Source organism: Limnohabitans sp. (assembly GCF_046052765.1).
GTDB lineage: Bacteria > Pseudomonadota > Gammaproteobacteria > Burkholderiales > Burkholderiaceae_C > Limnohabitans.
On the sequence record NZ_JAVLFQ010000081.1, the window covers coordinates 1 to 12,652 of the forward strand.

General features: G+C 53.3%; 16 protein-coding genes. 13 read left to right on the top strand and 3 right to left on the bottom strand.

What is annotated here, in order from left to right:
- Nucleotides 1-10: 10 nt before the first annotated feature.
- A complete protein-coding gene (locus AC9UG7_RS11565; RefSeq protein ID WP_509587961.1) occupies nucleotides 11-253 on the bottom strand; it encodes a hypothetical protein in 243 nt (80 codons plus the stop codon).
- 80 nt (nucleotides 254-333) lie between these two features.
- On the opposite strand from AC9UG7_RS11565, the gene AC9UG7_RS11570 reads away from it, so the two are divergent.
- From AC9UG7_RS11570 to argA, 3 genes are read left to right on the top strand one after another with little or no spacing between them, the layout of a single operon-like run.
- Nucleotides 334-600, top strand: coding sequence for a hypothetical protein (locus AC9UG7_RS11570; protein WP_509587891.1), 267 nt, complete (start codon nucleotides 334-336; stop codon nucleotides 598-600).
- Nucleotides 597-1,034, top strand: coding sequence for a TA system VapC family ribonuclease toxin (locus tag AC9UG7_RS11575; protein ID WP_509587893.1), 438 nt, complete (start codon nucleotides 597-599; stop codon nucleotides 1,032-1,034). The genes AC9UG7_RS11570 and AC9UG7_RS11575 overlap by 4 nt, the downstream gene beginning before the upstream one ends.
- Nucleotides 1,035-1,046: 12 nt before the next feature.
- Nucleotides 1,047-2,402 carry an amino-acid N-acetyltransferase gene (argA, locus tag AC9UG7_RS11580; protein ID WP_509587895.1) on the top strand — a complete coding sequence of 452 codons (1,356 nt, stop codon included), beginning with the start codon at nucleotides 1,047-1,049 and terminating at the stop codon, nucleotides 2,400-2,402.
- On the opposite strand, the gene AC9UG7_RS11585 is transcribed toward argA, so the two are convergent.
- On the bottom strand, nucleotides 2,393-2,941 hold the full coding sequence (locus tag AC9UG7_RS11585) for a disulfide bond formation protein B (RefSeq protein ID WP_509587959.1): 549 nt from the start codon (nucleotides 2,939-2,941) through the stop codon (nucleotides 2,393-2,395). The two genes, argA and AC9UG7_RS11585, sit on opposite strands and share 10 nt — an antisense overlap.
- Nucleotides 2,942-3,079: 138 nt before the next feature.
- Between AC9UG7_RS11585 and AC9UG7_RS11590 the strand changes: the two genes are divergently transcribed.
- Both AC9UG7_RS11590 and mnmC1 read left to right on the top strand, forming a co-directional pair.
- Nucleotides 3,080-3,355, top strand: a complete 276-nt coding sequence (locus AC9UG7_RS11590; RefSeq protein ID WP_509587897.1) for an oxidative damage protection protein — start codon at nucleotides 3,080-3,082, stop codon at nucleotides 3,353-3,355.
- A gap of 7 nt (nucleotides 3,356-3,362) precedes the next feature.
- Entirely contained in the window at nucleotides 3,363-4,565 is a 1,203-nt protein-coding gene (gene mnmC1 / locus AC9UG7_RS11595; protein ID WP_509587900.1) for an FAD-dependent 5-carboxymethylaminomethyl-2-thiouridine(34) oxidoreductase MnmC1, read from the top strand.
- A gap of 57 nt (nucleotides 4,566-4,622) precedes the next feature.
- On the opposite strand, the gene AC9UG7_RS11600 is transcribed toward mnmC1, so the two are convergent.
- Nucleotides 4,623-4,775, bottom strand: a complete 153-nt coding sequence (locus tag AC9UG7_RS11600; RefSeq protein WP_509587902.1) for a hypothetical protein — start codon at nucleotides 4,773-4,775, stop codon at nucleotides 4,623-4,625.
- Between the two features lie 200 nt (nucleotides 4,776-4,975).
- Here AC9UG7_RS11600 and AC9UG7_RS11605 point away from each other — a divergent pair, with 200 nt between their 5' ends.
- The 8 genes from AC9UG7_RS11605 to AC9UG7_RS11640 all read left to right on the top strand — a co-directional run bounded on the left by AC9UG7_RS11605 (nucleotide 4,976) and on the right by AC9UG7_RS11640 (nucleotide 12,472).
- Nucleotides 4,976-5,776 (top strand): sulfite exporter TauE/SafE family protein, encoded by an 801-nt coding sequence (locus AC9UG7_RS11605; RefSeq protein ID WP_509587904.1) that lies wholly within the window; start codon nucleotides 4,976-4,978, stop codon nucleotides 5,774-5,776.
- A gap of 6 nt (nucleotides 5,777-5,782) precedes the next feature.
- Complete coding sequence (locus tag AC9UG7_RS11610) at nucleotides 5,783-7,585, top strand: nitrite/sulfite reductase (protein ID WP_509587906.1); 1,803 nt, start codon at nucleotides 5,783-5,785, stop codon at nucleotides 7,583-7,585.
- 9 nt (nucleotides 7,586-7,594) lie between these two features.
- The gene (locus tag AC9UG7_RS11615) at nucleotides 7,595-7,966 is read left to right on the top strand and encodes a DUF934 domain-containing protein (RefSeq protein WP_509587908.1); all 372 of its coding nucleotides are present in this window, start codon (nucleotides 7,595-7,597) and stop codon (nucleotides 7,964-7,966) included.
- Nucleotides 7,963-8,694, top strand: a complete 732-nt coding sequence (locus AC9UG7_RS11620; RefSeq protein WP_509587910.1) for a phosphoadenylyl-sulfate reductase — start codon at nucleotides 7,963-7,965, stop codon at nucleotides 8,692-8,694. The genes AC9UG7_RS11615 and AC9UG7_RS11620 overlap by 4 nt, the downstream gene beginning before the upstream one ends.
- Nucleotides 8,695-8,809: 115 nt before the next feature.
- Nucleotides 8,810-9,739 (top strand): sulfate adenylyltransferase subunit CysD, encoded by a 930-nt coding sequence (cysD, locus tag AC9UG7_RS11625; protein ID WP_509587912.1) that lies wholly within the window; start codon nucleotides 8,810-8,812, stop codon nucleotides 9,737-9,739.
- The gene (locus AC9UG7_RS11630; protein ID WP_509587914.1) at nucleotides 9,739-11,013 is read left to right on the top strand and encodes a sulfate adenylyltransferase subunit 1; all 1,275 of its coding nucleotides are present in this window, start codon (nucleotides 9,739-9,741) and stop codon (nucleotides 11,011-11,013) included. The genes cysD and AC9UG7_RS11630 overlap by 1 nt, the downstream gene beginning before the upstream one ends.
- A gap of 69 nt (nucleotides 11,014-11,082) precedes the next feature.
- On the top strand, nucleotides 11,083-11,409 hold the full coding sequence (gene fdxA / locus AC9UG7_RS11635; RefSeq protein ID WP_509587916.1) for a ferredoxin FdxA: 327 nt from the start codon (nucleotides 11,083-11,085) through the stop codon (nucleotides 11,407-11,409).
- A gap of 25 nt (nucleotides 11,410-11,434) precedes the next feature.
- The gene (locus AC9UG7_RS11640; RefSeq protein ID WP_509587919.1) at nucleotides 11,435-12,472 is read left to right on the top strand and encodes an NAD(P)/FAD-dependent oxidoreductase; all 1,038 of its coding nucleotides are present in this window, start codon (nucleotides 11,435-11,437) and stop codon (nucleotides 12,470-12,472) included.
- The last annotated feature ends 180 nt before the right edge of the window (nucleotides 12,473-12,652 follow it).

Below are 12,652 nucleotides of genomic sequence, written 5' to 3' on the forward strand. Positions count from 1 at the left end.
GTCGGCAGCGTCAGATGTGTATAAGAGACAGGCAAACAAAATCGGTATCTGACCCCAATTCCTCTACCGCCCAACCACCCCGCCCCAAAGCCAGGGCCATTTTGGGCAATTGTGTGGTTTTGCCCGAACCGGTTTCACCACACACAATAACCACCTGGTGGGCTTGAATCGCCGACATGATGTCGGCACGGCGGGCACTGACCGGCAGATCTTCGGGGAAATGGATGGTATGAGGCGCGTTGGAAGTTGTCACATCGACAATTATCCCATGACACAGGCTCACTTATTCACGTGCTACACTCATTCACATGAATCTGTGATCGGAGAAATTACATGGCCAATCTCACCATTTCCTTGGACGAAAACCTCGTCAAACAAGCGCGTATCAAAGCTATTCAAGAAGGCACCTCGCTCAGTGCCAAAGTGCGTGAAATGCTGGCGGCTTATGTGCGGCAAGACGTACCCGCAGCGCCGGCAGCCATTCCCCAACTGCCCGTCTCTAAGGCCACTGGCGGCCTGATGCCAGGTATCGATCCCAGCAGCAACCGTTCCTTTTATGAAGCCATGGAAGCCGAAATAGACATCAACAGTATCAAATGACACCTGACGTTAACGTGTTGGTGTCGGCATACCGTCCGGATCATCCGCACCACTTACCCGCACGCCATTGGCTGGACGAAACCGTGCGTCAGGCAGCCAATGGTCGTGCGAGTTTGCAACTCTTAGGCATGGTGGTGACAGGTTTTGTCCGCATCACCACCCACCCCAAAATATTCCTCGAAATTGACCCCATGCAAGATGTGACCGACTTCTTAGACAGTCTGCTGAGCAGTGCAGGCGTGCAATTTCAAGCACAAGGTTCAGTGTGGCCATACTTTAAAGAGCTGTGCCTGACACGACAAGTCCGAGGCAATCTGGTCAGCGATGCTTGGATTGCGGCAACCGTCATGCAATCTGGTGAGACACTCTGCACATTTGATCGCGACTTCACCCGCTTGCTGCCCTCTCACCAATTGATTCTGCTCAAGCCTTAAAGACTCAAACCCATGTCCACCGTTTTCAACTTCACATTCGTCCCCTGGTTCCGCTCGGTTGCGCCCTACATACATATGCACCGTGGCAAAACTTTTGTGGTGGCCATTGCGGGTGAGGCCATCGAGGCTGGCAAATTACCCAGTCTGGTGCAAGACTTGGCCATGATCCAAAGCATGGGCGTCAAAGTGGTGCTGGTACACGGCTTTCGCCCACAGGTAAACGAGCAACTCAAGGCCAAGGGTCACGCCCCTAAATATTCGCATGGCATTCGCATCACCGACAGCGTCGCACTTGACTGTGCGCAAGAGGCCGCCGGACAACTGCGCTACGAAATAGAAGCGGCATTCAGCCAAGGTTTGCCTAACACGCCGATGGCGGGCGCCACGGTTAGGATGATCTCTGGCAACTTCATCACAGCGCGGCCTGTGGGTATTGTCGATGGCGTGGATTTTCAGCATTCAGGCCTAGTGCGTAAAGTCGATGTCACCGGCATCAGCAAAACCCTTAGTTTGGGTGCGATGGTCTTGCTGTCTCCGTTTGGTTTTTCGCCGACGGGAGAAGCCTTTAACCTGACCATGGAAGAGGTTGCAACGTCGGTAGCTATTGCTTTGCAGGCAGACAAACTTATCTTCGTGACCGAAGTGCCGGGCATTCGTGTCAAACCGCTGGAACCAGCTGGAGAAGACAACCCGATTGATACTGAAATGCCGCTTGATACAGCGGAAGCCTTGCTGGCCGATGCACCGCCCGCTAACCACCCCACAGATATTGCTTTTTATTTGCAGCATTGTGTGAAAGCCTGCAAGCACGGTGTCGAGCGAAGTCATATATTGCCGTTTGCGGTAGATGGCGTGTTGCTGCTAGAAATATATGTCCACGACGGTATTGGCACCATGGTGGTGGACGAGCGCTTAGAGAGTTTGCGCGAAGCCACACCCGATGATTTGGGCGGTGTGTTGCAACTGATTGAGCCATTTGAAAACGATGGCACTTTGGTGCGCCGTGAACGTACTGAGATAGAGCGCGATATCAGCAACTACACCGTCATTGAACACGATGGTGTCATCTTCGGATGTGCAGCGCTCTACCCATTCCCAGAAAATAAAACCGCTGAGATGGCAGCGCTGACCGTATCGCCTCATTCGCAAGGTCAGGGTGATGGTGAAAAAATCCTGCGCCGTATTGAGCAGCGTGCACGGCACATCGGACTTGAAAGTATCTTTGTGCTGACTACTCGCACCATGCATTGGTTTTTAAAACGGGGCTTTGTGCAAGTGCCTATTGATTGGCTGCCGCAAGCGCGATTACGCAAATACAGCCCAGATCGCAAAAGTGTGGTGTTGGTGAAAAAACTGCCTCAGGGTTGAGCATCAAAATGCGCATCATTGGCCGCTTGGAAACGTGATTGAATCTTTCGCCACACCACCAGCACCAGCCACATACCCATAGCGACAAAAGCCACGAAAGACCAGTTGGCTATAGATCCACCTAAAAATGTCCAGTCCACCTTGGTGCAGTCACCACTGCCTCTGAAAATCAACGGAATGGCGCGTTGCAAGGGAAACGATTCGATCATGCCGTAAAAATCGCGGCCACAACTGACGATATTCGGTGGATACCACTGCAACCAGGATTGGCGGGCAGCGACAAACGCGCCGAAACCAGCTGTCAATATGCCTAGTAACACCAGCAACTGTTGCGCACGCACATGGCGAATCACCAAAGCCAGCACAGCCAACAAACCAATGACTGTCATGGCATAGCGTTGAACGATGCACATGGGGCATGGCTCTAAGCCAACCACATGTTGCAAATACAAACCAAACCCGAGCAAACTGGCGCAACCCATGGCCAACAATGCCCAAGCCAAACGCAAGTTCAGTAAATTCCAGAGTTTTAAGCGCATGTCCATCACAATCGTCAGATACAAACTCAATCATTATCCGCCTGACTGCATGACCCTTGCATTCGATCACTTTGCAAGAACAAGGCATGTAAAGCTTGCTACAGTCACAGCTTTGTATGACATACGCAAGGATTTTTCATGGCACGCACCGTTCACTGCATCAAACTGGAAAAAGAGGCCGAAGGCTTGGACTTCCCGCCCTACCCTGGCGACCTTGGTAAACGCATTTGGGAAAGCGTCAGCAAAGACGCTTGGGCCGCTTGGTTGAAACACCAGACCATGTTGGTCAATGAAAACCGCTTGAACCTGGCCGATCTACGCGCCCGACAATATTTAGCACGCCAAATGGAAAACCATTTTTTTGGTGATGGCGCTGACGCTGCACAAGGCTACGTGCCCCCGCCATCTGCCTGAGCATTGAGTGAATCTGGACAAGCGCTGCATTGTCATTGGTGCAGGTGTGGCCGGTGCGGCTTGCGCTTGGGAATTGGCAAACAGGGGTTGGCAAGTCAAACTGCTGGACAAGGCCAAAGATCCATGCTCGGCAGCATCCGGGGTTCCAGTGGCCGTGGTGTCCTGTCACACATCGTTTGACAACAACCCTTTATCGCAACTCACACGAGCGGGTTTACAAGCCACGGTCGCGTTTGCCAAAGCACATTTGACAGCGGGAGAGGACTGGTCTGCCGTCGGCGTTCTTGAAAGACGGTTTTTCAATCCTGAACGAGTCAAAAAACCTTGGCAGGAACCCACTAAAGATAGTGTGTGGTTTTCGCATGTGCATAGAGCCAAGCCCTCACATCTGATAGAAGCCGGATTGGATGCAATCGGTTCTGATGAATTGTGGCATCCGCAAGCCGCTTGGATCAAACCGATTGCTTTGGTTCGTGCGCTTTTAAGCCATGACAATATTTTGTTCATGGGTTTGCGTGAAGTCGAGACTATGCACAAAAGCCCGACTGCCGGTGAATGGCAGTTGCGTTTAAAAAACCATAGTCCCATTTCTAACATGGGCAGTTCACACACTTATGCCACCGCAACCGCACCGCATGTGGTGATTGCAACCGGCGCGCAAACGCCAGATTTTTTAAAGCATGTTTTGTTTGAACTTGATATGGGCTTACACCCTATCGCTGGTCAAGTGTCGTGGGGACTTCAAGATGCTTGCGTAAGTTCACACTTACCGCGTTTTGCAGTGAACGGGCACGGTAGCTTTGTAGCGCATATACCCTCGGCAGATGGACTGGCTTGGTACACAGGCTCGACGTTTCACAGACACCAAACGCATGTGATGGCATCCAACGAGGCGCATATGCACAACCGTCAACGACTCATCGAGCTTTTACCCGCCGTCGCGGATAAGTTGGCACCTCAGTGGGATGACACTTCGCATATCAAAGCTTGGAGCGGTGTGCGCTGTGCCTCCATCAACCGCATACCCAAAGTCGGACCGTTAGATGAACAACGTTTTCCAGGTTTGCATATCTTGTCTGCACTGGGTTCGCGTGGCCTCACGCTGGCATTGTTGTCTGCGCATGTCATGGCAGATCGCATCGAAGGTAAACCGCCTGCTTTGTCAAAAGCATTGCTCAAAGCCATGCAGTGTGAATTGCCTCAAGCATAAAAAACGCAGCCCTTTAGCACTGCGTTATCCAATGTTCCATCAGAAGTTTGGTTTTAATTAGAAATTGACTTGGGTGCGAATCGAAATCACCTTTTCGTCATTGGTGGTGGTGGAGGTAGTAGGAGCGGCATTATTGGGGAATCTTTTACGCCAGTCCTTGGCCACAACTGCGTTGTTAGCTAAAAATTCAATATCAGATGCGGTGTTCATGGTCACCATGCGTTTTTCAAATTCAAACGATTCATTCGTTGTTTGCTTATGCCTTTTTATGAAGAACACCCATGCCTTCTGGTTTTTCAACATTTTTTAGTGCACTGACGGAATGCGAATCTGCTTATAGCTAATCGGTATATGGCTCAAACTAAAAAATAGTTGGTATGGCTAGGGTCGACCCTTATAGTCCCGCCCTTATGGAAAATTTCTCATTCGCATTTGTGCTCGCCGGTTTTGTTGTCGGCCTGATCGTAGGCCTCACTGGGGTCGGCGGCGGCTCGCTGATGACGCCTTTGCTTATCTTCGGTTTCGGCATCAAGCCCGCGCTCGCAGTCGGTACCGATTTGCTTTTTGCAGCTGGCACCAAGTTTGGTGGCTTGCTCAATTTCGCACGCCAACGCATCATTCCTTGGCGTGTGGTTTTCAGCCTCAGCCTGGGTAGCATCCCGGCTGCAGCCATCACGTTGGCGGTGCTTCACCATTTCGGCACATCCAATCCCACAGTTCAACACGCCATCACGTTCACTCTTGGCATTGCCTTGTTGCTTACTGCGGCGGCCACACTTTACAAAGCAATCCGCGGACCGTTGCGAAACCAAGCGGTAGAAGAAGAGATTGAACAGATTCCCGCAGACACAACCGCATACCCCTGGATGCCTGTGGTGTTCGGTGCAGTCATAGGCGTGCTGGTCACACTCACATCGGTGGGTGCCGGTGCCATTGGTGTCACCGTGTTGATGTTGCTTTACCCGCAACTCCCGCTGCCGCGCATTGTTGCCGCCGATATTGCCTACGCCGTGCCACTCACGCTGGTCGCCGGTTTGGGCCATGCTTCTATCGGTACGGTCGACTGGAACCTGCTTGCCGTGTTGCTCTGCGGTTCTTTACCTGGCATTTGGTTGGGCTCTCACCTGGTCACCAAAGTACCCGAGCGTTTCATCCGCTCTGCACTGTCTGTATTGCTGGCTTGGGCCGGTACCAAATTGATTTTGATCTGACACACCATGTACCAATACACCGATTTCGATAAACGATTTGTCAAAGAACGCGCCGCGCAATACCGCGACCAGTTACACAGGCATTTAAGCGGTCATTTGAGCGACGAAGAGTTCCGTCCCCTTCGCCTGCAAAACGGCTGGTATGTGCAACGCTATGCGCCTATGTTGCGCGTAGCCGTGCCTTACGGTGAACTCAACAGCGCACAGTTGCGTGTGTTGGCCACCATCGCGCGCGACTACGACACTCCCGAACCCGGTTTGTTTGAACGCGCACAAACCACGCAAGACGCCATCGGCGGCATTCCCGCTCCTGCGTTGACGAAAAATTACGCGCATTTCACGACGCGACAAAACCTGCAATACAACTGGATTCCGCTACATAAAAGCGCGGATGTGATGGACTTGCTGGCCAGCGTGAACATGCACGGCATTCAAACCAGCGGCAACTGCATACGCAATATCACCAGCGACGAACGCGCCGGTGTGGCAGTAGATGAAATCGTCGATCCGCGCCCGTTTGCAGAAATCTTGCGCCAATGGAGCACGCTGCATCCCGAGTTTGCTTTTCTGCCGCGCAAATTCAAAATCGCCATCAGCGGCGCTTTGGAAGACCGCGCTGCCACGGCTTGGCACGATGTGGGTTTGCATATGCAACGCAATGCAGCAGGTGCAGTCGGGTTTCGCGTCATGGTTGGCGGCGGCATGGGACGCACACCCATCACCGGTACGGTGATTTGCGATTTCCTACCTTGGAACCAGATACTCAACTACTTGGAAGCCGTGGTGCGTGTCTACAACCGTTGGGGCCGCCGCGACAACATTTACAAAGCACGTATCAAAATTTTGGTGAAAGCCGAGGGTCCGCGCTACATCGAAGAGGTCGAAGCCGAATACCAGCGCATCCTCACACAAGACGGTGCACCGCACACCATCACGCAAGCCGAGTTTGACAGGGTGCAAGCTTGCTTTGCGCCGGCTGTGCTGGCTACGCCCACCGGTTTGTCAGCTGAAGCCATACACACTCAGCTCGCCACAGCCGCAGACGACAGCAAAGACTTTGCACGTTGGTTGCAACAAAACGTGGCCGCACACCGTGACCCACATTTGCGCGTTGTAACCCTTTCATTCAAACGACTCGGTCAAGCACCCGGCGACGCCACCGCAGATCAATTGGATGCAGCAGCAGTTTTGGCAGACCGCTTTTCTGCCGGTGAAGCTCGCGTTAGCCATGACCAAAACCTGGTCTTGCCGTGGGTAGCGGCACAAGACCTGCCCGCGCTTTACGAACAGGCCCAAGCACTGGGACTGGCCAAGCCCAACATCCGCATGTTGACCGACATGATTGCCTGCCCTGGCGGTGACTATTGTGCGTTAGCGAACGCACGGTCGCTTCCTGTATCTGCTGCTATCAGCGAACGCTTCCAAGACCTAGACGAATTGTTTGACTTAGGCGAAATCGACTTACACATCAGCGGTTGCATCAACTCTTGTGGACACCACCACAGCGGTCATATCGGCATTTTGGGCGTCGACAAAGACGGTAAGGAGTGGTATCAAATCACGCTGGGTGGCTCTGATGGCTCTGCGCTCAGCGGTGCGCCAAAGGCAGGCAAAGTGGTCGGCCCTTCTTTTTCTTCGGCTGAAGTGGTTGACGTGATCGAAGCGGTTTTACAGGTTTACACAGACCACCGCCACCATGGCGAAAGCTTTATCGATGCGGTCAACCGCCTAGGCATCGAAGCTTTCAAACAAGCCGCTAATGCTGCACGTCATCCGTCTGACGACGAAGCTCTGAGCACCATCGCCTGAAAGCTGAACATGCAACTGATACCGATCACAGAACAAGCATCGCTGTCGCAAGATCAACTGCTGAAATTGCCCAATGACGCAGACCCCATGCAACAGTCACTGCAAGATGTGCAAACCATTGAACTGCATTTCCCAAAATTCACCGATGGCCGTGCCTTTAGTCAGGCGTTGATGTTGCGGCGTCGTTGCGGTTTTTCGGGCGACATTCGCGCCACTGGCGATGTGTTGATTGATCAACTCAGCCAAATGCAACGCTGCGGTTTTTCCAGTGCCGTGCTACGCGCAGACCAGGACATCGCCAAAGGGCGAGATTTACTCTCTCACTTCAGCGCCTTCTACCAAGGCGACGTGACACAACCCCAACCCTTGTTTGCACGATGAAACCCTTACCCAAAGCCACCGAACTACACGCCAAGGCCAGCGACAGCTTTGTTGCCAAATTGGCTGCCACCAAGGTTCAACTCCTGACTGCAGCGACCGAGTTGCAACCGTTGAAGCAAGCCTCCAGCTTAGGTGCTGAAGATGTGGTCATCACCCACATCATCAATAGCTTACAGCTCGATATTCCCGTGTTTGTGCTGGAAACCGGCGCCTTACACAGTGACACGCTTGCATTGCTAGAAAGACTGCAAGCCCATTCTCGCGCACCTGTGCAGGTGTACCGCCCGCAACACGAAGCCGTCATCGCATTTGTGAAACAACCTGGACAGCAAGCTATTTATGAAAGCATGGCCAAGCGCAAAGCCTGTTGCGGCATACGCAAACTGGAACCCCTTGGCCGGGCATTGAAAGACCAAAAAGCTTGGATCACTGGTCTCAGACGCGAACAATCGCAAGCGCGTGCCGAAGTGTCTGCACAAGAAGCCGACATGACCAACGGTGTGCCCATCATTAAGCTCAACCCTCTGGTCGATTGGACTTGGGGTGACGTGTGGCATTACATCGCTTCGAACCAAGTGGACTACAACCCTTTGCATGACCAGTTTTTCCCAAGCATTGGTTGTGCCCCTTGCACCCGTGCGATCAGCCTCGGTGAAGATTTCCGCGCTGGCCGCTGGTGGTGGGAAGATGAAACCGCCAAGGAATGCGGTTTGCATGTCAAGGCTTGATGTGAGGTGTGTGCTGCAACAGGTTCCTCATGAGCCGCTTCGCGCCACAAATCCTCACCCGTCGCAACCCACGCCGCACTGAATCGAATCTTCACAAAAATCAAACGAGAAGAACATGAACGCCAGAATACCCACAGAGTTGCACCAGTTAAGCAACGCCCACCTAGACGCACTGGAAGAAGAAACCATCTTTATCCTGCGCGAAGTCGCTGCTGCGTTTGAACGCCCCACCCTGCTTTTTTCGGGCGGCAAAGATTCTTTGGTTATGTTGAAATGCGCCGAGAAAGCCTTTGGTATAGGCCGCATCCCTTACCCGCTGTTGATGATTGACACTGGCCACAACTTCCCCGAGGTGACTGACTTTCGCGACCTGCGCGCCAAAGAGTTGGGCGCTGAGTTGATTGTTCGCAGTGTCGAAGATTCCATGAAACGCGGCACGGTGCGCCTGTCCCGTCCAGACGAGTCACGCAATGTGCACCAATCGGTCACCTTGCTGGAAGCGATTGACGAATTCCGCTTTGATGCATTGATAGGCGGCGCACGACGCGACGAAGAAAAGGCCCGCGCCAAAGAACGTATCTTCAGCCACCGCGACAGCTTCGGTCAGTGGCAACCCAAATCTCAACGGCCTGAGCTCTGGAATTTGTTCAACACGCGTCTTCATCCAGGCGAGCATTTCCGTGTGTTCCCGATCTCCAACTGGACCGAGCTCGATGTATGGCAATACATCGCCCGCGAAAACATTGCGCTGCCTTCGCTTTACTACACACACACAAGAGACGTGATTGAGCGCAAGGGTTTGCTGGTGCCTGTGACCCACATGACGCCTCCGCGCGATGGCGAGACTGTGCAACCACGCCAAGTGCGCTTTCGCACTGTGGGCGATATCACTTGCACTTGCCCGGTGGAGAGTACCGCCGCCACACCGGACGACATCGTCATCGAAACGCTGGCCGCTGATGTCAGTGAACGCGGTGCCACGCGCATGGACGATCAAACATCGGACGCCTCGATGGAAAAACGCAAAAAAGAGGGCTATTTCTGATGAACACTCAAACCTCTACCCGCCCTGCCCTGAAATTCATTACCTGCGGCTCTGTGGACGACGGCAAATCAACCCTTATTGGCCGTTTGCTGGTGGACTCCAAATCGGTGCTGCAAGACCATTTGGCTGGTGTGCAACGCCAAGGTGAAACCGACCTCGCATTGCTCACCGATGGTTTGTCCGCCGAACGCGAACAAGGCATCACCATTGACGTGGCTTACCGCTACTTCAGCACCGAGTCACGAAAATTCATCATTGGCGACTCGCCCGGCCACGAGCAATACACGCGCAATATGGTCACAGCGGCCTCCAGCGCTGATGCTGCGGTGGTGTTGGTAGACGCCACCAAACTCGATTGGTCTGTCAAGGAATTCAACCTGTTGCCACAAACCCGCAGACACAGTTTGTTGCTCAAACTCTTGCGTGTACCTTCGATCGTGTTTGCGATCAACAAACTCGATGCGATTGAAGACGCTTCAACTGCATTTGTGAACATTGCCCAAGCCTTGCAAAGTTTTGCCGACGAGGCGGGTATCGACATCACCGCCATCGTGCCGGTGTCAGCACTCAAAGGTTGGAACGTGGTCAATCCTCAACCTGACTGGTGCAATTACACCGGTCCTGGTTTGTTGCAAATACTTGAAAGCCTGCCCGTGACTGCATTTGAAGAAGATGCGGCATTGGCTTTTGCCGTGCAATGGGTAGAAAAATTCCATGACAGCGCAGACACCTCCAAAGGCAGACGCGTGTATTGGGGACGTGTCGGCACAGGTGTGGCGCGCGCAGGTGACAGCATCCGTGTGTTCCCAAGCGGCCAGACAGCCATCATCAAAGAAGTGCTAAGCAGCGTGCGCCAGCCCTCCCATATTGCCGCCGGTCACAGCGCAGGTTTGGTGCTGGACCGCGAAGTAGATGTGTCGCGCGGCGACTGGGTGCTGGCGCAAACGCATGAAGCCCAGACGCAAAACCAGCTGGAGGTCACGCTGGCCTGGCTGGACGATGAACCGCTGGTGGCTGGCCGTGTGTACTGGGCCTTGCACGGACACCGATGGGTCAAAGCCAAAGTAGTTCGCATTGTCCATCGCTTGGATGTGAATACCTTGCAGGAAATGGACGCCAACGAATTACCGCCCAACGCCATCGGTCACGTACAACTGAATTTGCAACAACCGCTGATCACCATGCCATTCGCTTTCTCCCGCAGCTTAGGTTCGCTGGTCTTGGTTGATACGGCCTCACACAAAACCTCTGCCGCAGTCATGGTTCGAAACTGAATCACACATTCCCCTAAAATGCCCAATTCCGCGGCCAAGCTGCTCCTTTGATCAACCGTAAATCTCACCATGACCCACGTTGTTACCGAAGCCTGTATCCGATGCAAATACACCGACTGCGTGGATGTTTGCCCTGTGGACTGTTTCCGCGAAGGCCCGAATTTCCTCACCATCGACCCCGATGAGTGCATCGATTGTGCCGTTTGTATCCCCGAGTGCCCGGTCAACGCCATTTACGCCGAAGAAGACGTTCCCGCCGACCAGCAGCATATGGTGGCTTTGAATGTGGAACTCGCCCGCATCGGCTGGCCCAGCATCACCAAGCGTAAGACACCGCTGGCCGACGCTGACGACTGGAAAGACAAGACGGGCAAGCTGGCAGAGCTGACCCGCTGATCGACACGGGCTCTGACTAAACGCCATGAGCTCAACGCCCTCGCCAATTGAAACCGATGCCTTGGTGATCGGTGCTGGCCCTGTCGGATTGTTTCAGGTGTTTGAGCTTGGCCTACAAGAAATTCATGCCCATATGGTTGACACACTGCCCTATGTTGGCGGTCAATGCATGGCGCTGTATGCAGACAAGCCCATCTACGATATTCCCGGACTCCCGCACTGCACCGGTCGTGAACTGATAACGCGACTTGAACAACAAGCCTCGCCTTTCAAACCGGTGTTTCATTTAAAGCAGCTCATCAAGAGTATGCAGCAACGAGCCGACAAGCGATGGTTGGTAGGCACTACTGATGGAACCGCTTTTCTGGCTAAAACCGTGTTTATCGCAGCCGGGGTCGGTGCATTCACCCCACGCAAATTGGCTTTGCCCGAGTTAGATGTTTTTGAAGGCAAGCAAGTGTTCTACACACCACGAGAACTGCCGGACATGCAAGGTAAGCATGTGGTGGTGGTCGGCGGGAATGATGAAGCATTGCAATCTTCGCTTAAAGCAGTAAGTTTGCAAGCTAGCAGTGTGACGCTTGTTCACAGACGCGGCACATTGGATGCGGAGGAAGTGTTGCTAAAGGCTTTTCACGAGGCTGTGGCTGTTGAAAAAATCGAATTCATCACCGCACAAATCACGCACGCCCTGACCGCAGAACATCAACTCACGGGTTTGCAACTTCAAGGGATTGACGGCAACATCCGGCAAATTCCTTGCGATCACATACTGGTTCAACTCGGCCTATCGCCTCAACTCGGCCCGCTGGCCGATTGGGGCTTAGACATGGCTCGCAAACAATTGAACGTCAACACTGAAGACTTCAGCACCAGCGCATCAGGCATTTTTGCGGTGGGTGACATCAACACTTATCCAGGTAAGCGAAAGCTCATCGTCAGCGGATTCCACGAAGCCACACTGGCTGCATACGGTGCAGCCGCTTATCTGCGCCCCGGCCAGAAAATCCCGCTGGAATACACCACAGCTTCACCGCGCTTGCACCGTTTATTAGGTGTTTGACTAAAGCAGGTTGACATTAAAGGCATAATGCAAATGCTTGTTTGACGACAAGTCCGCTGGGGGTGCTGAGGTTTTCACAAACCAAGGCTGAGAAAGTCCCTTTGAACCTGATTGAGGTAATCCTCGCGCAGGGAAGCACGGCCCGCTGTCACACCTCTCGCTGATGCGGGCCTCGCCGAA